This is a genomic window from Vibrio gallicus, assembly GCF_024346875.1.
GTDB lineage: Bacteria > Pseudomonadota > Gammaproteobacteria > Enterobacterales > Vibrionaceae > Vibrio > Vibrio gallicus.
On record NZ_AP024871.1, the window covers coordinates 2,208,763 to 2,233,372 of the forward strand.

5 protein-coding genes, 7 tRNA genes and 9 rRNA genes are annotated in these 24,610 nt (G+C 46.9%); 1 reads left to right on the forward strand and 20 read right to left on the reverse strand.

All coding sequences use genetic code 11. The features are described from left to right. Nucleotides 1–96 precede the first annotated feature (96 nt). The gene (locus OCU28_RS10295) at nucleotides 97–1,380 is read left to right on the forward strand and encodes a cation:proton antiporter (protein WP_261816103.1); all 1,284 of its coding nucleotides are present in this window, start codon (nucleotides 97–99) and stop codon (nucleotides 1,378–1,380) included. Nucleotides 1,381–1,421: 41 nt separating this feature from the next. Here OCU28_RS10295 and metA read toward each other — a convergent pair whose 3' ends face one another. From metA to OCU28_RS10395, 20 genes are all read right to left on the reverse strand, one after another. Beyond that, entirely contained in the window at nucleotides 1,422–2,363 is a 942-nt protein-coding gene (gene metA / locus OCU28_RS10300; RefSeq protein WP_261816104.1) for a homoserine O-acetyltransferase MetA, read from the reverse strand. A gap of 351 nt (nucleotides 2,364–2,714) precedes the next feature. Further along, a tRNA-Asp gene (locus tag OCU28_RS10305) sits at nucleotides 2,715–2,791 on the reverse strand. A gap of 90 nt (nucleotides 2,792–2,881) precedes the next feature. Next, nucleotides 2,882–2,997: ribosomal RNA gene (gene rrf / locus OCU28_RS10310) — 5S ribosomal RNA — on the reverse strand. 136 nt (nucleotides 2,998–3,133) lie between these two features. Then, nucleotides 3,134–6,023, reverse strand: a 23S ribosomal RNA gene (locus OCU28_RS10315). 324 nt (nucleotides 6,024–6,347) lie between these two features. After that, a tRNA-Val gene (locus OCU28_RS10320) sits at nucleotides 6,348–6,423 on the reverse strand. Nucleotides 6,424–6,488: 65 nt separating this feature from the next. After that, nucleotides 6,489–6,564 (reverse strand) — tRNA-Lys (locus OCU28_RS10325). Nucleotides 6,565–6,566: 2 nt separating this feature from the next. Next, nucleotides 6,567–6,642, reverse strand: a tRNA-Glu gene (locus OCU28_RS10330). Between the two features lie 127 nt (nucleotides 6,643–6,769). Next, nucleotides 6,770–8,322: ribosomal RNA gene (locus OCU28_RS10335) — 16S ribosomal RNA — on the reverse strand. 395 nt (nucleotides 8,323–8,717) lie between these two features. Next, nucleotides 8,718–8,833: ribosomal RNA gene (gene rrf / locus OCU28_RS10340) — 5S ribosomal RNA — on the reverse strand. 136 nt (nucleotides 8,834–8,969) lie between these two features. Further along, nucleotides 8,970–11,859 (reverse strand): 23S ribosomal RNA (locus tag OCU28_RS10345). 339 nt (nucleotides 11,860–12,198) lie between these two features. Continuing rightward, a tRNA-Ala gene (locus OCU28_RS10350) sits at nucleotides 12,199–12,274 on the reverse strand. 88 nt (nucleotides 12,275–12,362) lie between these two features. Further along, nucleotides 12,363–12,439: transfer RNA gene (locus OCU28_RS10355), tRNA-Ile, on the reverse strand. A gap of 101 nt (nucleotides 12,440–12,540) precedes the next feature. Next, nucleotides 12,541–14,093: ribosomal RNA gene (locus OCU28_RS10360) — 16S ribosomal RNA — on the reverse strand. Between the two features lie 362 nt (nucleotides 14,094–14,455). Further along, nucleotides 14,456–14,571, reverse strand: a 5S ribosomal RNA gene (gene rrf / locus OCU28_RS10365). 136 nt (nucleotides 14,572–14,707) lie between these two features. Further along, nucleotides 14,708–17,597 (reverse strand): 23S ribosomal RNA (locus tag OCU28_RS10370). 357 nt (nucleotides 17,598–17,954) lie between these two features. Next, a tRNA-Ala gene (locus tag OCU28_RS10375) sits at nucleotides 17,955–18,030 on the reverse strand. A 76-nt stretch (nucleotides 18,031–18,106) separates the two neighbouring features. Then, nucleotides 18,107–19,659: ribosomal RNA gene (locus tag OCU28_RS10380) — 16S ribosomal RNA — on the reverse strand. The 16S, 23S and 5S rRNA genes sit together here with 7 tRNA genes alongside, the layout of an rRNA operon. Nucleotides 19,660–20,226: 567 nt before the next feature. Next, nucleotides 20,227–21,000 carry a phosphoadenylyl-sulfate reductase gene (locus OCU28_RS10385; RefSeq protein ID WP_261816105.1) on the reverse strand — a complete coding sequence of 258 codons (774 nt, stop codon included), beginning with the start codon at nucleotides 20,998–21,000 and terminating at the stop codon, nucleotides 20,227–20,229. Beyond that, nucleotides 20,993–22,708, reverse strand: a complete 1,716-nt coding sequence (cysI, locus tag OCU28_RS10390) for an assimilatory sulfite reductase (NADPH) hemoprotein subunit (RefSeq protein WP_261816106.1) — start codon at nucleotides 22,706–22,708, stop codon at nucleotides 20,993–20,995. The genes OCU28_RS10385 and cysI overlap by 8 nt, the downstream gene beginning before the upstream one ends. Continuing rightward, a complete protein-coding gene (locus OCU28_RS10395; RefSeq protein WP_261816107.1) occupies nucleotides 22,708–24,513 on the reverse strand; it encodes an assimilatory sulfite reductase (NADPH) flavoprotein subunit in 1,806 nt (601 codons plus the stop codon). Before OCU28_RS10395 ends, cysI begins: the two co-directional genes overlap by 1 nt. Nucleotides 24,514–24,610 lie beyond the last annotated feature (97 nt).

Sequence of the window (24,610 nt, forward strand, 5' to 3'; positions counted from 1 at the left end):
AGTTATGTTATTTACTGGTTAACGAAAACATAGTTTATTTGAAATATCGGTGATTTTGACGCAAAGTCTGAAGAGCTATCATGTCTGGAGAAAAAAATGGAAGCCTATAATACCCTCTGCTTTTTAGCTGCGGGAGCCGTACTAATCGCTTTTATCAATAGTAAAATAGGTAAGATGCAGACCACCATCGCAATCACTGCCGGTGCAATGATATTATCGTTAGCTATCATCATCGCGGGCCAGGCTGGTTGGTTTAAGCTGTCCCATGTCGCAACAGAGACTATTGCTTCAATCGATTTTGAAAACTTCTTATTAAAAGGGATCTTAGGTTTTCTTTTGTTTGCCGGTGGCTTAGGCATACACATTGAACACATGAAAGATCAAAAATGGGAAATTACAGGGTTAGCACTCGGTGCTACCGTCTTCTCAACGTTTTTTATCGGCTTCACACTGCATTACCTATGTGGGGTAATCGGCATAAATCTAGACCTTATATACTGCCTTTTATTTGGGGCTTTGATATCTCCAACCGATCCAATTGCTGTTCTGGCTATAGTAAAGAAACTTAAAGCTCCTAAAAGAATATCGACTCAAATCGAAGGAGAATCACTATTTAACGATGGTTTTGGTCTTGTGATTTTTGTGACTATCTTCACTATTGCTTTTGGTAATGAAGCACCAACAGTCGGTAGTGTTACTCATTTATTCCTACAAGAAGCTATTGGTGGCATCCTATATGGATTCATACTGGGGTTAATATTCCACTACTTAATTAGTGCGACCAATGACCACTCAATGGAGCTATTGCTTACCCTTACTATACCTACCGCCGGTTATGTATTTGCTGAGACAATTGGTGTATCAGGACCTCTTGCTATGGTGGTTTCCGGTATCATGATTGGTAACTGGACTCGCAACGCTGGGTTTTCTGAGCAAAGCCATCAACACCTCGACCACTTCTGGGAATTAATTGATGAGTTCCTCAATGGTGTATTGTTCCTACTGATTGGTATGTCGATGCTATTATTCGAATTCCACAAAGAGGACTGGGTGTTAATGGTAATCGCTGTACCTTTGGTATTAACCTCACGTTTTTTAAGCGTCAGGACAACATACATAGCCTTCAACCGATTCCGAGCTTATAACCCTTTATCAGTTAGAATATTAACTTGGGGTGGATTACGTGGCGGACTTGCTTTAGCTATGGCACTTTCTATTCCTAGCGGCATCATGGTTATCCCTGAGAAAAATATAGATGTGAAAGAACTGATAATGGTGATGACATATGCCGTTGTAATGTTCTCCATCTTAGTTCAAGGAATGACCATTACTCCTATGATAGAGAAAGCGAAAACGTTAGAGCCCAAAGAAGATAAATAACGATAAAAACAATAAAGGCGTGCCAAGTGCACGCCTTTATTTTATTCGTCAGTCGTAAAATCGTGTTGAGAGAACTTATCCAAATCGTATGGTGTTTGTTGGTAGACACAATAGTTAAGCCAATTACTAAATAGTAAATGACCGTGGCTACGCCATGTCGCTTTAGGTACATTGGCTGGGTTATCTTGTGGATAATAGTTAACCGGAATATCCGGTTCCATCCCTTCACCTAAGTCTCGAACATACTCTGTATGTAATGTATGTGACTCATACTCTGGATGACCAGTTACAAATACGTTCCGTTTATCTTTAGTCGATGCCAAATAGACCCCAGCAGCCTCAGAGGTTGCAAGAATATCTAAATCGGTAGTCTCACCTAAGTATTCAGGAGAAAAGTCAGCATAGCGCGAATGAGGCGCTAGAAAGGCATCATCAAAACCTCTAAGCAACGGATTATGCTGATCATGTATTGAATGCTGGTATACACCTGATAATTTTTCTTTACGGGTACGCTTTGGTAGTCCGTATAAAAGCTTCAATCCAGCTTGAGCGGCCCAACACACATACAGAGTTGATGTGACATGGTCCTTAGCCCAATTCATAATTGATTGCAGATGCTCCCAATAAATAACATCTTCAAATTGTACTAATCCAAGGGGAGCACCTGTGATAATCATTCCATCGAAGTTTCGTCCTTGAATTGATTCAAACTGACGGTAGAAAGTATTCAAATGCTCAGTCGGTGTATTTTTACTAGGGCGATTATCAATACGTAGCAGTTCAACATCTACCTGCAATGGACTATTGGATAATAAGCGTAAGAACTGAGTCTCCGTTTCTATCTTTTTAGGCATCAGATTCAGCAGCAAAACTTTTAGCGGGCGGATCTCTTGCGAAGATGCACGCGACTCAGACATAACAAAAATGTTCTCTCCGCGTAATATATCAGTTGCAGGTAACTGATCAGGGACTCTGATAGGCACAACACTTCTCCTTTAAACATCCAGACGTCTATACGTATAATTATTCAGGTTACTGCATTAAAATCTTTCTGTCGAGATCGATATTGAATTTTATAGTTACGTTAACGATTCACTGAACTACTGGTTTATTGTAGATTATTGAAACTAAACCATTTATTTTCGATAGGAAACTGGGGGTCTGGGGCATCATAAACCTCATAAAGGTCAATACTCACATATCGGTCTTTTAAATATATGCCTTCGCTTCAAAGGTGTAGCAACCAACTGAACTGCCATTCGTATTTATATGCCGGTGTTCACTTTTATGAAGACGAAAAAAAACCGATACTTTCGTATCGGTTTTTTAATAAGTGGCGGAGTGGACGGGACTCGAACCCGCGACCCCCGGCGTGACAGGCCGGTATTCTAACCAACTGAACTACCACTCCGCAGTGGTATCTTTTACTAAATAAAGTCTTAGCGTTGGTCGCTTTATTTAGTTTTGTTTCTAGATTATTCAATCTAAAAACGTAATTAAAGCCTGGCGATGTCCTACTCTCACATGGGGAAACCCCACACTACCATCGGCGCTACTGTGTTTCACTTCTGAGTTCGGCATGGAATCAGGTGGGTCCACAGCGCTATGGTCGCCAAGCAAATTTCTTATTTGTCTTCAGCTTTTTCAAAAAAAGCTAAAAGCAAAAATTAATAATTCGGAAAGCTATATTTAAAAGTTATTGTCACACATTCAAAGTTCTTACTTTGAGTCCACAAAACCCCTTGGGTGTTGTATGGTTAAGCCTCACGGGCAATTAGTACAGGTTAGCTCAATGCCTCGCAGCACTTACACACCCTGCCTATCAACGTTCTAGTCTCGAACAACCCTTCAGGACACTTAAAGTGCCAGGGAAGACTCATCTCAGGGCTCGCTTCCCGCTTAGATGCTTTCAGCGGTTATCGATTCCGAACTTAGCTACCGGGCAATGCCATTGGCATGACAACCCGAACACCAGAGGTTCGTCCACTCCGGTCCTCTCGTACTAGGAGCAGCCCCCTTCAATCTTCCAACGCCCACGGCAGATAGGGACCGAACTGTCTCACGACGTTCTAAACCCAGCTCGCGTACCACTTTAAATGGCGAACAGCCATACCCTTGGGACCGACTTCAGCCCCAGGATGTGATGAGCCGACATCGAGGTGCCAAACACCGCCGTCGATATGAACTCTTGGGCGGTATCAGCCTGTTATCCCCGGAGTACCTTTTATCCGTTGAGCGATGGCCCTTCCATTCAGAACCACCGGATCACTATGACCTGCTTTCGCACCTGCTCGAATTGTCATTCTCGCAGTCAAGCGGGCTTATGCCATTGCACTAACCACACGATGTCCAACCGTGTTTAGCCCACCTTCGTGCTCCTCCGTTACTCTTTGGGAGGAGACCGCCCCAGTCAAACTACCCACCAGGCACTGTCCTCATCCCCGATAAGGGGACTAAGTTAGAACATCAACACTACAAGGGTGGTATTTCAAGGACGGCTCCAACGATACTAGCGTACCGTCTTCAAAGCCTCCCACCTATCCTACACATGTAGGGTCAATGTTCAGTGCCAAGCTGTAGTAAAGGTTCACGGGGTCTTTCCGTCTAGCCGCGGGTACACTGCATCTTCACAGCGATTTCAATTTCACTGAGTCTCGGGTGGAGACAGCGTGGCCATCATTACGCCATTCGTGCAGGTCGGAACTTACCCGACAAGGAATTTCGCTACCTTAGGACCGTTATAGTTACGGCCGCCGTTTACCGGGGCTTCGATCAAGAGCTTCGACCGAAGTCTAACCCCATCAATTAACCTTCCGGCACCGGGCAGGCGTCACACCGTATACGTCATCTTACGATTTTGCACAGTGCTGTGTTTTTAATAAACAGTTGCAGCCACCTGGTATCTGCGACTCCTAGTAGCTCCATCCGCAAGGGACTTCACCGCCAAGAGCGTACCTTCTCCCGAAGTTACGGTACCATTTTGCCTAGTTCCTTCACCCGAGTTCTCTCAAGCGCCTTGGTATTCTCTACCCGACCACCTGTGTCGGTTTGGGGTACGATTTCTTATAATCTGAAGCTTAGAGGCTTTTCCTGGAAGCATGGCATCAATGACTTCACTGCACGTAGCAGCTCGACATCGTATCTCAGCGTTAAGAAAGTCCGGATTTACCTAAACCTTCCGCCTACATACTTGAACCTGGACAACCATCGCCAGGCCCACCTAGCCTTCTCCGTCCCCCCATCGCAATTATAAGAAGTACGGGAATATTAACCCGTTTCCCATCGACTACGCCTTTCGGCCTCGCCTTAGGGGTCGACTTACCCTGCCCCGATTAACGTTGGACAGGAACCCTTGGTCTTCCGGCGAGGGGGTTTTTCACCCCCTTTATCGTTACTCATGTCAGCATTCGCACTTCTGATACGTCCAGCAGCCCTTACAGACCACCTTCAACCGCTTACAGAACGCTCCCCTACCCCGCATACAAAAGTATGCAGCCGCAGCTTCGGTGTATAGCTTAGCCCCGTTACATCTTCCGCGCAGGCCGACTCGACCAGTGAGCTATTACGCTTTCTTTAAATGATGGCTGCTTCTAAGCCAACATCCTGGCTGTCTGAGCCTTCCCACATCGTTTCCCACTTAGCTATACTTTGGGACCTTAGCTGGCGGTCTGGGTTGTTTCCCTCTCCACGACGGACGTTAGCACCCGCCGTGTGTCTCCCGGATAGTACTCAATGGTATTCGGAGTTTGCAAAGGGTTGGTAAGTCGGGATGACCCCCTAGCCTTAACAGTGCTCTACCCCCATTGGTATTCGTCCGAGGCGCTACCTAAATAGCTTTCGGGGAGAACCAGCTATCTCCAGGTTTGATTGGCCTTTCACCCCTAGCCACAAGTCATCCGCTAATTTTTCAACATTAGTCGGTTCGGTCCTCCAGTTGATGTTACTCAACCTTCAACCTGCCCATGGCTAGATCACCTGGTTTCGGGTCTAATTCTAGCAACTCGACGCCCAGTTAAGACTCGGTTTCCCTACGGCTCCCCTATACGGTTAACCTTGCTACTAAAATTAAGTCGCTGACCCATTATACAAAAGGTACGCAGTCACGCTTCGAGGCGCTCCTACTGCTTGTACGTACACGGTTTCAGGTTCTATTTCACTCCCCTCACAGGGGTTCTTTTCGCCTTTCCCTCACGGTACTGGTTCACTATCGGTCAGTCAGTAGTATTTAGCCTTGGAGGATGGTCCCCCCATGTTCAAACAGGATATCACGTGTCCCGCCTTACTCGTTTTCACTTAAAATGCGTTGTCGGTTACGGGGCTATCACCCTATATTGCGAGACTTTCCAGACTCTTCACCTGACGCATTAAAAGCTTAAGGGCTAATCCAATTTCGCTCGCCGCTACTTTCGGAATCTCGGTTGATTTCTCTTCCTTCGGGTACTTAGATGTTTCAGTTCCCCGAGTTTGCCTCATTAACCTATGTATTCAGTTAATGATACGTGCTTATGCACGTGGGTTTCCCCATTCAGAAATCCCAGACTCAAATGGTTATTACTACCTAATCTGGGCTTATCGCAAGTTATTACGTCTTTCATCGCCTCTGACTGCCAAGGCATCCACCGTGTACGCTTAGTCACTTAACCATACAACCCCAAAGGGTCTTGCTTAACGCAATGCGTTTGCTACAACGCAGTATGACGTTTCCAAGGTGCGTTATCTCTTTATTATGAGCGAGATAACATTCGATTTTGCCGGACTCAAATTTGAATGCACTCTGGCAAGAGTACATTCCCAAGAACACTTGAATGTGTGTTGGTACCTACATCAATAAAGACATAGGATTTGAGAACTTTTAAATTTGATTAGTAATGAAATCACATTACTAATCGTCAGCTTTCCAAATTGTTAAAGAGCGAGATTCAAACAAATGAACCATTTTTAAACACACTCGAAAGAGCGCTTAAAGATGGTGGGCGATACCGGGCTCGAACCAGTGACCCCCTCCTTGTAAGGGAGGTGCTCTCCCAACTGAGCTAATCGCCCACATTGTTTGCTATTTGCTTTCACTATAAAAGTGAATTCAAACAACTTCCTTTGTGGAAAGGAAATGGTGGGTCGTGCAGGATTCGAACCTGCGACCAATTGATTAAAAGTCAACTGCTCTACCAGCTGAGCTAACGACCCAATGGTATCCCGTAGGGGAGTCGAACCCCTGTTACCGCCGTGAAAGGGCGGTGTCCTAGGCCTCTAGACGAACGGGACACTAGATTCACATTTACTCCAAAGAGCAAACGCAAATTGTTGAAGCGCCTTGGGGGGCACTTCAAAATCTCTTTACTTTCTAAACCATATCAATCTGTGTGGACACTCATCGTGAATAATCATCGTATAAGGAGGTGATCCAGCCCCAGGTTCCCCTAGGGCTACCTTGTTACGACTTCACCCCAGTCATGAACCACAAAGTGGTAAGCGTTCTCCCGAAGGTTAAACTACCTACTTCTTTTGCAGCCCACTCCCATGGTGTGACGGGCGGTGTGTACAAGGCCCGGGAACGTATTCACCGTAGCATTCTGATCTACGATTACTAGCGATTCCGACTTCATGGAGTCGAGTTGCAGACTCCAATCCGGACTACGACGCACTTTTTGGGATTCGCTCACCATCGCTGGCTCGCCGCCCTCTGTATGCGCCATTGTAGCACGTGTGTAGCCCTACTCGTAAGGGCCATGATGACTTGACGTCGTCCCCACCTTCCTCCGGTTTATCACCGGCAGTCTCCCTGGAGTTCCCACCATTACGTGCTGGCAAACAAGGATAGGGGTTGCGCTCGTTGCGGGACTTAACCCAACATTTCACAACACGAGCTGACGACAGCCATGCAGCACCTGTCTCAGAGTTCCCGAAGGCACTAAGCTATCTCTAGCGAATTCTCTGGATGTCAAGAGTAGGTAAGGTTCTTCGCGTTGCATCGAATTAAACCACATGCTCCACCGCTTGTGCGGGCCCCCGTCAATTCATTTGAGTTTTAATCTTGCGACCGTACTCCCCAGGCGGTCTACTTAACGCGTTAGCTCCGAAAGCCACGGCTCAAGGCCACAACCTCCAAGTAGACATCGTTTACGGCGTGGACTACCAGGGTATCTAATCCTGTTTGCTCCCCACGCTTTCGCATCTGAGTGTCAGTATCTGTCCAGGGGGCCGCCTTCGCCACTGGTATTCCTTCAGATCTCTACGCATTTCACCGCTACACCTGAAATTCTACCCCCCTCTACAGTACTCTAGCCTGCCAGTTTCAAATGCGGTTCCGAGGTTGAGCCCCGGGCTTTCACATCTGACTTAACAAACCACCTGCATGCGCTTTACGCCCAGTAATTCCGATTAACGCTCGCACCCTCCGTATTACCGCGGCTGCTGGCACGGAGTTAGCCGGTGCTTCTTCTGTCGCTAACGTCAAACGATGCAGCTATTAACTACAACGCCTTCCTCACGACTGAAAGTACTTTACAACCCGAAGGCCTTCTTCATACACGCGGCATGGCTGCATCAGGCTTGCGCCCATTGTGCAATATTCCCCACTGCTGCCTCCCGTAGGAGTCTGGACCGTGTCTCAGTTCCAGTGTGGCTGATCATCCTCTCAGACCAGCTAGGGATCGTCGCCTTGGTGAGCCATTACCTCACCAACTAGCTAATCCCACCTGGGCTAATCTTGACGCGAGAGGTCCGAAGATCCCCCTCTTTGGCCCGTAGGCATTATGCGGTATTAGCTATCGTTTCCAATAGTTATCCCCCACATCAAGGCATATACCCAGGCATTACTCACCCGTCCGCCGCTCGACGCCCAACAAATCACCCGAAGGGTCAATGTTGTCGTTTCCGCTCGACTTGCATGTGTTAGGCCTGCCGCCAGCGTTCAATCTGAGCCATGATCAAACTCTTCAATTAAAGTTTTGTTGCATCTAAGATGCGGCTCAATGAATACTGACTTCAAAACTGTTCCTTACTCGAAAGTAAGAAGTAATTTTAAAGCTATTATCGTTCCAACAGAACGATAATGAATTGACTGTGCCAATGACTAAAAGTCATCGTTTTGGTCACTCAGTTCATTGATAAATCTTTTCGATTATCATCAACGAGTGCCCACACAGATTGATAGGTTTAAATTGTTAAAGAGCGCTGCTTTGAATGCCTTAGCACTTAAGCAAGACGCGTATAATACGCGACTAACTGTTAAAGTCAACATAAAACTCTAAATAAATTAGAACTTTATGGTGACTCGCTTCATTAGAAGCAAGTCTAACCTTTTGTCTTCACTTTTTAAAAAGTGAAAATAAATAGGAGCCTGGCGATGTCCTACTCTCACATGGGGAAACCCCACACTACCATCGGCGCTACTGTGTTTCACTTCTGAGTTCGGCATGGAATCAGGTGGGTCCACAACGCTATGGTCGCCAAGCAAATTTCTTATTTGTCTTCAGCTTTTTCAAAAAAAGCTAAAAGCAAAAATTAATAATTCGGAAAGCTATATTTAAAAGTTATTGTCACACATTCAAAGTTCTTACTTTGAGTCCACAAAACCCCTTGGGTGTTGTATGGTTAAGCCTCACGGGCAATTAGTACAGGTTAGCTCAATGCCTCGCAGCACTTACACACCCTGCCTATCAACGTTCTAGTCTCGAACAACCCTTCAGGACACTTAAAGTGCCAGGGAAGACTCATCTCAGGGCTCGCTTCCCGCTTAGATGCTTTCAGCGGTTATCGATTCCGAACTTAGCTACCGGGCAATGCCATTGGCATGACAACCCGAACACCAGAGGTTCGTCCACTCCGGTCCTCTCGTACTAGGAGCAGCCCCCTTCAATCTTCCAACGCCCACGGCAGATAGGGACCGAACTGTCTCACGACGTTCTAAACCCAGCTCGCGTACCACTTTAAATGGCGAACAGCCATACCCTTGGGACCGACTTCAGCCCCAGGATGTGATGAGCCGACATCGAGGTGCCAAACACCGCCGTCGATATGAACTCTTGGGCGGTATCAGCCTGTTATCCCCGGAGTACCTTTTATCCGTTGAGCGATGGCCCTTCCATTCAGAACCACCGGATCACTATGACCTGCTTTCGCACCTGCTCGAATTGTCATTCTCGCAGTCAAGCGGGCTTATGCCATTGCACTAACCACACGATGTCCAACCGTGTTTAGCCCACCTTCGTGCTCCTCCGTTACTCTTTGGGAGGAGACCGCCCCAGTCAAACTACCCACCAGGCACTGTCCTCATCCCCGATAAGGGGACTAAGTTAGAACATCAACACTACAAGGGTGGTATTTCAAGGACGGCTCCAACGATACTAGCGTACCGTCTTCAAAGCCTCCCACCTATCCTACACATGTAGGGTCAATGTTCAGTGCCAAGCTGTAGTAAAGGTTCACGGGGTCTTTCCGTCTAGCCGCGGGTACACTGCATCTTCACAGCGATTTCAATTTCACTGAGTCTCGGGTGGAGACAGCGTGGCCATCATTACGCCATTCGTGCAGGTCGGAACTTACCCGACAAGGAATTTCGCTACCTTAGGACCGTTATAGTTACGGCCGCCGTTTACCGGGGCTTCGATCAAGAGCTTCGACCGAAGTCTAACCCCATCAATTAACCTTCCGGCACCGGGCAGGCGTCACACCGTATACGTCATCTTACGATTTTGCACAGTGCTGTGTTTTTAATAAACAGTTGCAGCCACCTGGTATCTGCGACTCCTAGTAGCTCCATCCGCAAGGGACTTCACCGCCAAGAGCGTACCTTCTCCCGAAGTTACGGTACCATTTTGCCTAGTTCCTTCACCCGAGTTCTCTCAAGCGCCTTGGTATTCTCTACCCGACCACCTGTGTCGGTTTGGGGTACGATTTCTTATAATCTGAAGCTTAGAGGCTTTTCCTGGAAGCATGGCATCAATGACTTCACTGCACGTAGCAGCTCGACATCGTATCTCAGCGTTAAGAAAGTCCGGATTTACCTAAACCTTCCGCCTACATACTTGAACCTGGACAACCATCGCCAGGCCCACCTAGCCTTCTCCGTCCCCCCATCGCAATTATAAGAAGTACGGGAATATTAACCCGTTTCCCATCGACTACGCCTTTCGGCCTCGCCTTAGGGGTCGACTTACCCTGCCCCGATTAACGTTGGACAGGAACCCTTGGTCTTCCGGCGAGGGGGTTTTTCACCCCCTTTATCGTTACTCATGTCAGCATTCGCACTTCTGATACGTCCAGCAGCCCTTACAGACCACCTTCAACCGCTTACAGAACGCTCCCCTACCCCGCATACAAAAGTATGCAGCCGCAGCTTCGGTGTATAGCTTAGCCCCGTTACATCTTCCGCGCAGGCCGACTCGACCAGTGAGCTATTACGCTTTCTTTAAATGATGGCTGCTTCTAAGCCAACATCCTGGCTGTCTGAGCCTTCCCACATCGTTTCCCACTTAGCTATACTTTGGGACCTTAGCTGGCGGTCTGGGTTGTTTCCCTCTCCACGACGGACGTTAGCACCCGCCGTGTGTCTCCCGGATAGTACTCAATGGTATTCGGAGTTTGCAAAGGGTTGGTAAGTCGGGATGACCCCCTAGCCTTAACAGTGCTCTACCCCCATTGGTATTCGTCCGAGGCGCTACCTAAATAGCTTTCGGGGAGAACCAGCTATCTCCAGGTTTGATTGGCCTTTCACCCCTAGCCACAAGTCATCCGCTAATTTTTCAACATTAGTCGGTTCGGTCCTCCAGTTGATGTTACTCAACCTTCAACCTGCCCATGGCTAGATCACCTGGTTTCGGGTCTAATTCTAGCAACTCGACGCCCAGTTAAGACTCGGTTTCCCTACGGCTCCCCTATACGGTTAACCTTGCTACTAAAATTAAGTCGCTGACCCATTATACAAAAGGTACGCAGTCACGCTTCGAGGCGCTCCTACTGCTTGTACGTACACGGTTTCAGGTTCTATTTCACTCCCCTCACAGGGGTTCTTTTCGCCTTTCCCTCACGGTACTGGTTCACTATCGGTCAGTCAGTAGTATTTAGCCTTGGAGGATGGTCCCCCCATGTTCAAACAGGATATCACGTGTCCCGCCTTACTCGTTTTCACTTAAAATGCGTTGTCGGTTACGGGGCTATCACCCTATATTGCGAGACTTTCCAGACTCTTCACCTGACGCATTAAAAGCTTAAGGGCTAATCCAATTTCGCTCGCCGCTACTTTCGGAATCTCGGTTGATTTCTCTTCCTTCGGGTACTTAGATGTTTCAGTTCCCCGAGTTTGCCTCATTAACCTATGTATTCAGTTAATGATACGTGCTTATGCACGTGGGTTTCCCCATTCAGAAATCCCAGACTCAAATGGTTATTACTACCTAATCTGGGCTTATCGCAAGTTATTACGTCTTTCATCGCCTCTGACTGCCAAGGCATCCACCGTGTACGCTTAGTCACTTAACCATACAACCCCAAAGGGTCTTGCTTAACGCAATGCGTTTGCTACAACGCAGTATGACGTTTCCAAGGTGCGTTATCTCTTTATTATGAGCGAGATAACATTCGATTTTGCCGGACTCAAATTTGAATGCACTCTGGCAAGAGTACATTCCCAAGAACACTTGAATGTGTGTTGGTACCTACATCAATAAAGATATAGGATTTGAGAACTTTTAAATTTGAAAAATAATGAAATCACATTATTTATCGTCAGCTTTCCAAATTGTTAAAGAGCATGTATTTCTAAGCAATAAAGCTTTTGAAACCATTTTTAAAGACACTTAAAGCAAATGTACTTAAAGATGGTGGAGCTATGCGGGATCGAACCGCAGACCTCCTGCGTGCAAGGCAGGCGCTCTCCCAGCTGAGCTATAGCCCCATCTTGGTATTTTTTCTTAGACAAGGCAGATTTTGAGGCCGTGTACATCAGTACACAACGAAGAATCTAACGCAGTATAAGGAAAAATTGGTGGGTCTGAGTGGACTTGAACCACCGACCTCCCGCTTATCAGGCGAGCGCTCTAACCAGCTGAGCTACAGACCCAATTTTTCACAAAACAACACAAGTGTCATTTCGCAAAATACTCTCTTCACTTTCTAAACCATATCAATCTGTGTGGACACTCATCGTGAATAATCATCGTATAAGGAGGTGATCCAGCCCCAGGTTCCCCTAGGGCTACCTTGTTACGACTTCACCCCAGTCATGAACCACAAAGTGGTAAGCGTTCTCCCGAAGGTTAAACTACCTACTTCTTTTGCAGCCCACTCCCATGGTGTGACGGGCGGTGTGTACAAGGCCCGGGAACGTATTCACCGTAGCATTCTGATCTACGATTACTAGCGATTCCGACTTCATGGAGTCGAGTTGCAGACTCCAATCCGGACTACGACGCACTTTTTGGGATTCGCTCACCATCGCTGGCTCGCCGCCCTCTGTATGCGCCATTGTAGCACGTGTGTAGCCCTACTCGTAAGGGCCATGATGACTTGACGTCGTCCCCACCTTCCTCCGGTTTATCACCGGCAGTCTCCCTGGAGTTCCCACCATTACGTGCTGGCAAACAAGGATAGGGGTTGCGCTCGTTGCGGGACTTAACCCAACATTTCACAACACGAGCTGACGACAGCCATGCAGCACCTGTCTCAGAGTTCCCGAAGGCACTAAGCTATCTCTAGCGAATTCTCTGGATGTCAAGAGTAGGTAAGGTTCTTCGCGTTGCATCGAATTAAACCACATGCTCCACCGCTTGTGCGGGCCCCCGTCAATTCATTTGAGTTTTAATCTTGCGACCGTACTCCCCAGGCGGTCTACTTAACGCGTTAGCTCCGAAAGCCACGGCTCAAGGCCACAACCTCCAAGTAGACATCGTTTACGGCGTGGACTACCAGGGTATCTAATCCTGTTTGCTCCCCACGCTTTCGCATCTGAGTGTCAGTATCTGTCCAGGGGGCCGCCTTCGCCACTGGTATTCCTTCAGATCTCTACGCATTTCACCGCTACACCTGAAATTCTACCCCCCTCTACAGTACTCTAGCCTGCCAGTTTCAAATGCGGTTCCGAGGTTGAGCCCCGGGCTTTCACATCTGACTTAACAAACCACCTGCATGCGCTTTACGCCCAGTAATTCCGATTAACGCTCGCACCCTCCGTATTACCGCGGCTGCTGGCACGGAGTTAGCCGGTGCTTCTTCTGTCGCTAACGTCAAACGATGCAGCTATTAACTACAACGCCTTCCTCACGACTGAAAGTACTTTACAACCCGAAGGCCTTCTTCATACACGCGGCATGGCTGCATCAGGCTTGCGCCCATTGTGCAATATTCCCCACTGCTGCCTCCCGTAGGAGTCTGGACCGTGTCTCAGTTCCAGTGTGGCTGATCATCCTCTCAGACCAGCTAGGGATCGTCGCCTTGGTGAGCCATTACCTCACCAACTAGCTAATCCCACCTGGGCTAATCTTGACGCGAGAGGTCCGAAGATCCCCCTCTTTGGCCCGTAGGCATTATGCGGTATTAGCTATCGTTTCCAATAGTTATCCCCCACATCAAGGCATATACCCAGGCATTACTCACCCGTCCGCCGCTCGACGCCCAATAAATCACCCGAAGGGTCAATGTTGTCGTTTCCGCTCGACTTGCATGTGTTAGGCCTGCCGCCAGCGTTCAATCTGAGCCATGATCAAACTCTTCAATTAAAGTTTTGTTGCATCTAAGATGCGGCTCAATGAATACTGACTTCAAAACTGTTCCTTACTCGAAAGTAAGAAGTAATTTTAAAGCTATTATCGTTCCAACAGAACGATAATGAATTGACTGTGCCAATGACTAAAAGTCATCGTTTTGGTCACTCAGTTCATTGATAAATCTTTTCGATTATCATCAACGAGTGCCCACACAGATTGATAGGTTTAAATTGTTAAAGAGCGCTGCTTTGAATGCCTTAGCACTTAAGCAGGACGCGTATAATACGCGACTGACTATTAAAGTCAACATAAAACTCTAAATAAATTAGAACTTTATGGTGACTCGCTTCATTAGAAGCAAGTCTAAAATTAAAGCCTGGCGATGTCCTACTCTCACATGGGGAAACCCCACACTACCATCGGCGCTACTGTGTTTCACTTCTGAGTTCGGCATGGAATCAGGTGGGTCCACAACGCTATGGTCGCCAAGCAAATTTCTTATTTGTCTTCAGCTTTTTCAAAAAAAGCTAAAAGCAAAAATTAATAATTCGGAAAGCTATATTTAAAAGTTATTGTCACACATTCAAAGTTCTTACTTTGAGTCCACAAAACCCCTTGGGTGTTGTATGGTTAAGCCTCACGGGCAATTAGTACAGGTTAGCTCAATGCCTCGCAGCACTTACACACCCTGCCTATCAACGTTCTAGTCTCGAACAACCCTTCAGGACACTTAAAGTGCCAGGGAAGACTCATCTCAGGGCTCGCTTCCCGCTTAGATGCTTTCAGCGGTTATCGATTCCGAACTTAGCTACCGGGCAATGCCATTGGCATGACAACCCGAACACCAGAGGTTCGTCCACTCCGGTCCTCTCGTACTAGGAGCAGCCCCCTTCAATCTTCCAACGCCCACGGCAGATAGGGACCGAACTGTCTCACGACGTTCTAAACCCAGCTCGCGTACCACTTTAAATGGCGAACAGCCATACCCTTGGGACCGACTTCAGCCCCAGGATGTGATGAGCCGACATCGAGGTGCCAAACACCGCCGTCGATATGAACTCTTGGGCGGTATCAGCCTGTTATCCCCGGAGTACCTTTTATCCGTTGAGCGATGGCCCTTCCATTCAGAACCACCGGATCACTATGACCTGCTTTCGCACCTGCTCGAATTGTCATTCTCGCAGTCAAGCGGGCTTATGCCATTGCACTAACCACACGATGTCCAACCGTGTTTAGCCCACCTTCGTGCTCCTCCGTTACTCTTTGGGAGGAGACCGCCCCAGTCAAACTACCCACCAGGCACTGTCCTCATCCCCGATAAGGGGACTAAGTTAGAACATCAACACTACAAGGGTGGTATTTCAAGGACGGCTCCAACGATACTAGCGTACCGTCTTCAAAGCCTCCCACCTATCCTACACATGTAGGGTCAATGTTCAGTGCCAAGCTGTAGTAAAGGTTCACGGGGTCTTTCCGTCTAGCCGCGGGTACACTGCATCTTCACAGCGATTTCAATTTCACTGAGTCTCGGGTGGAGACAGCGTGGCCATCATTACGCCATTCGTGCAGGTCGGAACTTACCCGACAAGGAATTTCGCTACCTTAGGACCGTTATAGTTACGGCCGCCGTTTACCGGGGCTTCGATCAAGAGCTTCGACCGAAGTCTAACCCCATCAATTAACCTTCCGGCACCGGGCAGGCGTCACACCGTATACGTCATCTTACGATTTTGCACAGTGCTGTGTTTTTAATAAACAGTTGCAGCCACCTGGTATCTGCGACTCCTAGTAGCTCCATCCGCAAGGGACTTCACCGCCAAGAGCGTACCTTCTCCCGAAGTTACGGTACCATTTTGCCTAGTTCCTTCACCCGAGTTCTCTCAAGCGCCTTGGTATTCTCTACCCGACCACCTGTGTCGGTTTGGGGTACGATTTCTTATAATCTGAAGCTTAGAGGCTTTTCCTGGAAGCATGGCATCAATGACTTCACTGCACGTAGCAGCTCGACATCGTATCTCAGCGTTAAGAAAGTCCGGATTTACCTAAACCTTCCGCCTACATACTTGAACCTGGACAACCATCGCCAGGCCCACCTAGCCTTCTCCGTCCCCCCATCGCAATTATAAGAAGTACGGGAATATTAACCCGTTTCCCATCGACTACGCCTTTCGGCCTCGCCTTAGGGGTCGACTTACCCTGCCCCGATTAACGTTGGACAGGAACCCTTGGTCTTCCGGCGAGGGGGTTTTTCACCCCCTTTATCGTTACTCATGTCAGCATTCGCACTTCTGATACGTCCAGCAGCCCTTACAGACCACCTTCAACCGCTTACAGAACGCTCCCCTACCCCGCATACAAAAGTATGCAGCCGCAGCTTCGGTGTATAGCTTAGCCCCGTTACATCTTCCGCGCAGGCCGACTCGACCAGTGAGCTATTACGCTTTCTTTAAATGATGGCTGCTTCTAAGCCAACATCCTGGCTGTCTGAGCCTTCCCACATCGTTTCCCACTTAGCTATACTTTGGGACCTTAGCTGGCGGTCTGGGTTGTTTCCCTCTCCACGACGGACGTTAGCACCCGCCGTGTGTCTCCCGGATAGTACTCAATGGTATTCGGAGTTTGCAAAGGGTTGGTAAGTCGGGATGACCCCCTAGCCTTAACAGTGCTCTACCCCCATTGGTATTCGTCCGAGGCGCTACCTAAATAGCTTTCGGGGAGAACCAGCTATCTCCAGGTTTGATTGGCCTTTCACCCCTAGCCACAAGTCATCCGCTAATTTTTCAACATTAGTCGGTTCGGTCCTCCAGTTGATGTTACTCAACCTTCAACCTGCCCATGGCTAGATCACCTGGTTTCGGGTCTAATTCTAGCAACTCGACGCCCAGTTAAGACTCGGTTTCCCTACGGCTCCCCTATACGGTTAACCTTGCTACTAAAATTAAGTCGCTGACCCATTATACAAAAGGTACGCAGTCACGCTTCGAGGCGCTCCTACTGCTTGTACGTACACGGTTTCAGGTTCTATTTCACTCCCCTCACAGGGGTTCTTTTCGCCTTTCCCTCACGGTACTGGTTCACTATCGGTCAGTCAGTAGTATTTAGCCTTGGAGGATGGTCCCCCCATGTTCAAACAGGATATCACGTGTCCCGCCTTACTCGTTTTCACTTAAAATGCGTTGTCGGTTACGGGGCTATCACCCTATATTGCGAGACTTTCCAGACTCTTCACCTGACGCATTAAAAGCTTAAGGGCTAATCCAATTTCGCTCGCCGCTACTTTCGGAATCTCGGTTGATTTCTCTTCCTTCGGGTACTTAGATGTTTCAGTTCCCCGAGTTTGCCTCATTAACCTATGTATTCAGTTAATGATACGTGCTTATGCACGTGGGTTTCCCCATTCAGAAATCCCAGACTCAAATGGTTATTACTACCTAATCTGGGCTTATCGCAAGTTATTACGTCTTTCATCGCCTCTGACTGCCAAGGCATCCACCGTGTACGCTTAGTCACTTAACCATACAACCCCAAAGGGTCTTGCTTAACGCAATGCGTTTGCTACAACGCAGTATGACGTTTCCAAGGTGCGTTATCTCTTTATTATGAGCGAGATAACATTCGATTTTGCCGGACTCAAATTTGAATGCACTCTGGCAAGAGTACATTCCCAAGAACACTTGAATGTGTGTTGGTACCTACATCAATAAAGACATAGGATTTGAGAACTTTTAAATTTGATTAGTAATGAAATCACATTACTAATCGTCAGCTTTCCAAATTGTTAAAGAGCATGTATTTCTAAGCAATAAAGCTTTTGAAACCATTTTTAAATATTCTCTATATCTTTCTAGAGAAAAGAACAAAAATACTTAAAGATGGTGGAGCTATGCGGGATCGAACCGCAGACCTCCTCGCTGCCAGCGAGGCGCTCTCCCAGCTGAGCTATAGCCCCATCTGGAAGTTTTTCCTGCTCTAACTTTCTAAACCATATCAATCTGTGTGGACACTCATCGTGAATAATCATCGTATAAGGAGGTGATCCAGCCCCAGGTTCCCCTAGGGCTACCTTGTTACGACTTCACCCCAGTCATGAACCACAAAGTGGTAAGCGTTCTCCCGAAGGTTAAACTACCTACTTCTTTTGCAGCCCACTCCCATGGTGTGACGGGCGGTGTGTACAAGGCCCGGGAACGTATTCACCGTAGCATTCTGATCTACGATTACTAGCGATTCCGACTTCATGGAGTCGAGTTGCAGACTCCAATCCGGACTACGACGCACTTTTTGGGATTCGCTCACCATCGCTGGCTCGCCGCCCTCTGTATGCGCCATTGTAGCACGTGTGTAGCCCTACTCGTAAGGGCCATGATGACTTGACGTCGTCCCCACCTTCCTCCGGTTTATCACCGGCAGTCTCCCTGGAGTTCCCACCATTACGTGCTGGCAAACAAGGATAGGGGTTGCGCTCGTTGCGGGACTTAACCCAACATTTCACAACACGAGCTGACGACAGCCATGCAGCACCTGTCTCAGAGTTCCCGAAGGCACTAAGCTATCTCTAGCGAATTCTCTGGATGTCAAGAGTAGGTAAGGTTCTTCGCGTTGCATCGAATTAAACCACATGCTCCACCGCTTGTGCGGGCCCCCGTCAATTCATTTGAGTTTTAATCTTGCGACCGTACTCCCCAGGCGGTCTACTTAACGCGTTAGCTCCGAAAGCCACGGCTCAAGGCCACAACCTCCAAGTAGACATCGTTTACGGCGTGGACTACCAGGGTATCTAATCCTGTTTGCTCCCCACGCTTTCGCATCTGAGTGTCAGTATCTGTCCAGGGGGCCGCCTTCGCCACTGGTATTCCTTCAGATCTCTACGCATTTCACCGCTACACCTGAAATTCTACCCCCCTCTACAGTACTCTAGCCTGCCAGTTTCAAATGCGGTTCCGAGGTTGAGCCCCGGGCTTTCACATCTGACTTAACAAACCACCTGCATGCGCTTTACGCCCAGTAATTCCGATTAACGCTCGCACCCTCCGTATTACCGCGGCTGCTGGCACGGAGTTAGCCGGTGCTTCTTCTGTCGCTAACGTCAAACGATGCAGCTATTAACTACAACGCCTTCCTCACGACTGAAAGTACTTTACAACCCGAAGGCCTTCTTCATACACGCGGCATGGCTGCATCAGGCTTGCGCCCATTGTGCAATATTCCCCACTGCTGCCTCCCGTAGGAGTCTGGACCGTGTCTCAGTTCCAGTGTGGCTGATCATCCTCTCAGACCAGCTAGGGATCGTCGCCTTGGTGAGCCATTACCTCACCAACTAGCTAATCCCACCTGGGCTAATCTTGACGCGAGAGGTCCGAAGATCCCCCTCTTTGGCCCGTAGGCATTATGCGGTATTAGCTATCGTTTCCAATAGTTATCCCCCACATCAAGGCATATACCCAGGCATTACTCACCCGTCCGCCGCTCGACGCCCAACAAATCACCCGAAGGGTCAATGTTGTCGTTTCCGCTCGACTTGCATGTGTTAGGCCTGCCGCCAGCGTTCAATCTGAGCCATGATCAAACTCTTCAATTAAAGTTTTGTTGCATCTAAGATGCGGCTCAATGAATACTGACTTCAAAACTGTTCCTTACTCGAAAGTAAGAAGTAATTTTAAAGCTATTATCGTTCCAACAGAACGATAATGAATTGACTGTGCCAATGACTAAAAGTCATCGTTTTGGTCACTCAGTTCATTGATAAATCTTTTCGATTATCATCAACGAGTGCCCACACAGATTGATAGGTTTAAATTGTTAAAGAGCGTTACTTTCGAGGCTTACCTCTCAAGTGGACGGCCATTCTAGCGATTTGAGCCTCAGTGTCAAACACTTTTTGAATTTAATTTCGAAGAGAACCTAAACTCAAATGACTCGGCCAGTTAGCCTACTGAATCACGTTGAAGCGTTGTGCGCTCTACCGTGTCAGTGAGGCGGCATTATAGAGACTTTCATCACACTGGCAAGTGCTTTTTTGAAAAAAATCAGAAAAAAATGCATTTGAGCCAATTTTTACCTGAAAGCTCTATTTATCCATGTTTACACTCAGATTAACTACAAGTTATCCACAGAGTTATTCAAAACGGCCACTAAATATACCGTTCTAAATTCCGGAACCGTCGGCTTCATCGCTGTCCTCATGTAAACCACACTCTCTTTTTAGTCCAAAGAAACGAGTATCTTGTTGCTCCATCCCTTTTTCGAGTTTACTGGTAGTGTGTATATCTCCAATCGACACATACCCCTGTTCTTTCAATGGATGCACAGGCAAGGCGTGTTGCGCTAGATATTCTTCCACCAGCTCATCGCTCCAATCCAGTATTGGCAAGAACTTAAAGACACCATGTTGAACCGATAACACAGGTAAGCCACTTCTTGAACTCGACTGCGCTCGTCTTAATCCAGAGAACCAAGTACCAACATTCAGTTCCGTCAATGCTCTGCGCATCGGTTCAACCTTATTGAGCTGATTATATTGTGTTATGCCTTCAACTCCTTTTTCCCACAACTTGCCAAATCTGGACTCTTGCCATGCAGGGCTGATAGGACTTCGAAATATTTTCAAGTTAAGGTCTAATAACAGCGTAAGCTCATCAATAAACTGGTACGTCTCTTTGAACAAGTAGCCTGTATCAGTAAGTATTACTGGTGTATTTGCTCTGTGTTGAGTTACCAAGTGAAGCATCACTGCCGCCTGAGCACCAAAACTTGACGAAACTGCAAAATCCGACTCTAAATGATCAAATGCCCACGCAACCCTTTGCTGTGCGCTCATATCTTCTAGTTCCGCATTAATTTCTGCTAACGCAATACTCTGCTCAACCTTATTCAGTTTTAAGATATTCTGCAGATCTATTTGTTTTACTAATTCAAGCATGGAAATCCCTCTTCGATACCAACACTTCTGCAACGATACCGGCACGAATGACGTAGTCACCAAATGCTTCACTGTCATTTCGATTGCTGTGCCATTGTGCTAACAGTTCATCCAAAATCGCCAAGATGTCCTTGGAAGATATATTCTCTTTATATATCTTTGGAATTCGTGTTCCTGCCTTATTGCCTCCAAGGTAAAGGTTATACTTATCTGGAGCTTTACCCACTAAGCCAACTTCTGCCAACATAGCTCGCCCACAGCCATTTGGACAACCCGTCACTCGCAAGATGATATTTTCTTGCTCGTCAAAACCGTTTTTCAGTAGCAGGCCTTCAACCTCGCTAACAAACTCTGGAAGAAAACGTTCTGCCTCTGCCATCGCAAGTGGACATGTTGGGAAAGAAACACAGGCCATCGAGTTAATTCTTTGCTGTGATGTCTTTTTATCAATCAGGCCATGTTTATACGCTATGTCTTCTATTTGTTGTTTATATTGAGTAGGTACTCCGGCAACGATTAGGTTTTGATTGGCCGTCATACGAAAATCGCCCTGGTGAATCTTTGCGATTTCAGCCACACCGCTCTTTAATGGTTTAGTGGGAGCGTCTAATAGTCGGCCATTCTCAATAAACAGGGTAAGGTGATGCTTGCCATCAATACCCTCTATCCAACCTACCTTGTCTCCACGATGAGTAAACTCATACGGTTTTATCTGCTCAAACGTGAAATTGGCTCGCTTCTCTACTTCTTTCTTGAAAACATCGATGCCGACACGGTCCAATGTATATTTGGTCTTGGCATTCTTACGATTAGAACGGTTTCCCCAGTCACGTTGCGTTGTTACTACGGCCGCAGCTACATCTAGTGTTTTATCAAGAGGGATATAGCCAAATTCATCCGCCTTTCTTGGATAGGTAGAAGTATCCCCATGTGTCATGGCTAATCCACCACCCACAAGGACATTAAACCCAACCAGCTTGCCGTCTTGTGCAATTGCGACAAAGTTAAGGTCGTTAGCATGTAGATCAACATCATTATCCGGCGGTACTACCACAGTGGTTTTAAACTTACGTGGTAGATAGTTACTCCCTAGAATCGGTTCTTCATCGGTAGTTTCGAGCTTTTCACCATCTAGCCATATCTCGGCATAAGCTCTTGTCTTAGGTAATAGATGTTCACTGATCTTTGTTGCCCACTCATAGGCTTGCTGGTGTAGCTCAGTTTCAACCGGATTACTGGTGCATAAAACATTACGGTTCACATCCCCTGCTGTAGCAATTGAGTCAATCCCGATAGTGTTGAGTGTTTGATGCATCAACTTAATATTTGGTTTTAGCACGCCATGAAACTGAAACGTTTGACGAGTGGTGAGACGAATACTTCCATACAAGGTATGGTCGGTCGCAAACTTATCGATTGCCAACCATTGCTTAGGTGTTATTACACCACCTGGCATTCTTGCTCGTAGCATTACGTTATGCAGAGGTTCAAGCTTTTGCTTAGCACGCTCATTTCTAATATCACGGTCATCTTGCTGATACATGCCATGAAATCGAATCAGCTGGAAGTTATCTGAATCAAAGCCACCGGTGATTTCATTTGTCAGGTCTTTAGCAATGCTTCCTCGAAGAAAGTTACTTTCGCCTTTTAATCGCTCATTATCTGAAAAAGAACCTAGCTCTTGATCTAAAACTACTTGCTTATCCATTAGTATACATCCCTCTGATAACGTTTCTGCTTACGCAATTCCTTTAACCACTCTTCTGCTTCTACCTTACCTAGCCCACCTTGAGAGCGAGCAATCTCAATAAGGGTGGCATGTACATCTTTAGCCATACGCTCAGCATCGCCACAAACATAGAGGTATGCCCCATCTTGCAACCATTGCCACACCTGCGCTGCATTTGCTTTTAGCTTATCTTGTACATAAACCTTACTTTGTGAATCACGGCTAAAGGCCACATCAAGTTTATCCAGTACCCCTGACTTTAAATAACGTTGCCATTCAACCTGGTATAAGAAATCTTGAGTGAAGTTACGATCACCAAACAGTAACCAGTTTTTCCCTTTTGCTTCTCGAACGTCACGCTCTTGAATAAAGCTTCTAAAAGGAGCAATACCTGTACCTGGGCCTATCATAATTAGGTTTGCATTATCATCAGTGGGAAGCTTGAAGTTATTGTTATGCTCTATAAATACTTTTACTTGAGCATCATCATCAGATGCTCTGGATAGAAAACCAGAAGCACCACCAGCTCGAATCCCGTTCTTAGCTTGGTACTCAACAACACCGACTGTGATATGAACCTCTTCATCGACTTCAGCTTGAGAGGATGAGATGGAATAAAGGCGAGGGGTTAACCTGCGTAATAAAGAAATAAGTTGCTCTGCGGAGAGTTTGCTCTTTTTCTCTAACAATACATCTATAACTTGTGTTTTAGAGGCGTAGTCACGCAGCTTTGCTTTATCATCAACCAGTTTTAATAGTTTTTTACTCTGAGATAGCTCAGCATACTTAGTAATCAAGACTGGGTTACTACTGGTAATTTCATAGTGCTCAACGAGAGCTTGCTTAATTGAAATAGATACGCCATCTACCTCAACCTCAGCCGTTGGTTCTATCGCAAGTAGTTGAAGGATCTCTAGCACTAAGGATTCATCATTAAGATACCAAACCCCTAACGCATCTCCCGGTTGATAACTAAGCTCAGATTCAGCGAGATCGATCTCAATATGTCGCACATCTTTAGTTGAGTCACGCCCTGTTACTTTCTGATTTGTCACAATCGATGCGGTAAATGGATTCTGTTTGCTGTATTCAGACAAAGATTGTTGCTTATTAACAACGGCAAGTTGAACCACATCATTACTAGCTTGCTGTAGGTCTTGTTGTATAAAGTCAAAGGTTTGAGTTTGCCACAGTTCAGCAACACTTTGATAATCAACGTCGCAGTCAACGCGCTCTAAAAATGGCTTTGCGCCTAATTTGGATAAAGCAGCATCAAAGTCTTTCCCTGTTTGGCAAAAATGCTCATAACTAGAATCACCTAAACCCAGCACGGCATATTGAAGGTTTGATAGTTTGGGGGCTTTTTTAGAGGTGAGGTAATCGTAAAGCTCGATTGCGTTGTCTGGTACTTCACCCTCACCATTGGTTGAGGCAACGATAACTAAGTGAGTCTCATGTTTAAGGCTTTTCAGTTTATAATCTGCAGCATCAAATAGTTTACTGGAAATCCCTTGCTGCTCGAACTTAGCTTGCAATACCTCAGCAACACCTTTGGCGTTACCAGTTTGAGATGCATAAACGATAGTTAGTTGCTGTGCAGCGATGCTTTCTACTTGGGGGGGTAATGATGAGGCTGTCGAATGAGCATTTTGACTCACCCCATAAAAATAGCCGCTCACCCAAGCAAGTTGCTGGGGTGAAAGCTCTGCTACAGCCTGCTTTAGAAGACCCGCTTGAGAGTCGTTAAGGGGTGAGGCAAACCCCGATAAATCCTTGAGCAACATGATCACAATATCCCTGTTTAATTCGTGACCACTAGGTTACCCTTTAAAAAAAATAACAATAAAGAATAAAGAGGGATATTTAATAATAAAAAGTAAT

Bases quoted from the DNA above. Each gene is read 5' to 3' on its own strand.
- OCU28_RS10295 (WP_261816103.1), top strand. From the start codon at position 97: ATGGAAGCCTATAATACCCTCTGCTTTTTAGCTGCGGGAGCCGTACTA.
- OCU28_RS10385 (WP_261816105.1), bottom strand. From the start codon at position 21,000: ATGCTTGAATTAGTAAAACAAATAGATCTGCAGAATATCTTAAAACTG.
- cysI (WP_261816106.1), bottom strand. From the start codon at position 22,708: ATGGATAAGCAAGTAGTTTTAGATCAAGAGCTAGGTTCTTTTTCAGAT.
- OCU28_RS10395 (WP_261816107.1), bottom strand. From the start codon at position 24,513: ATGTTGCTCAAGGATTTATCGGGGTTTGCCTCACCCCTTAACGACTCT.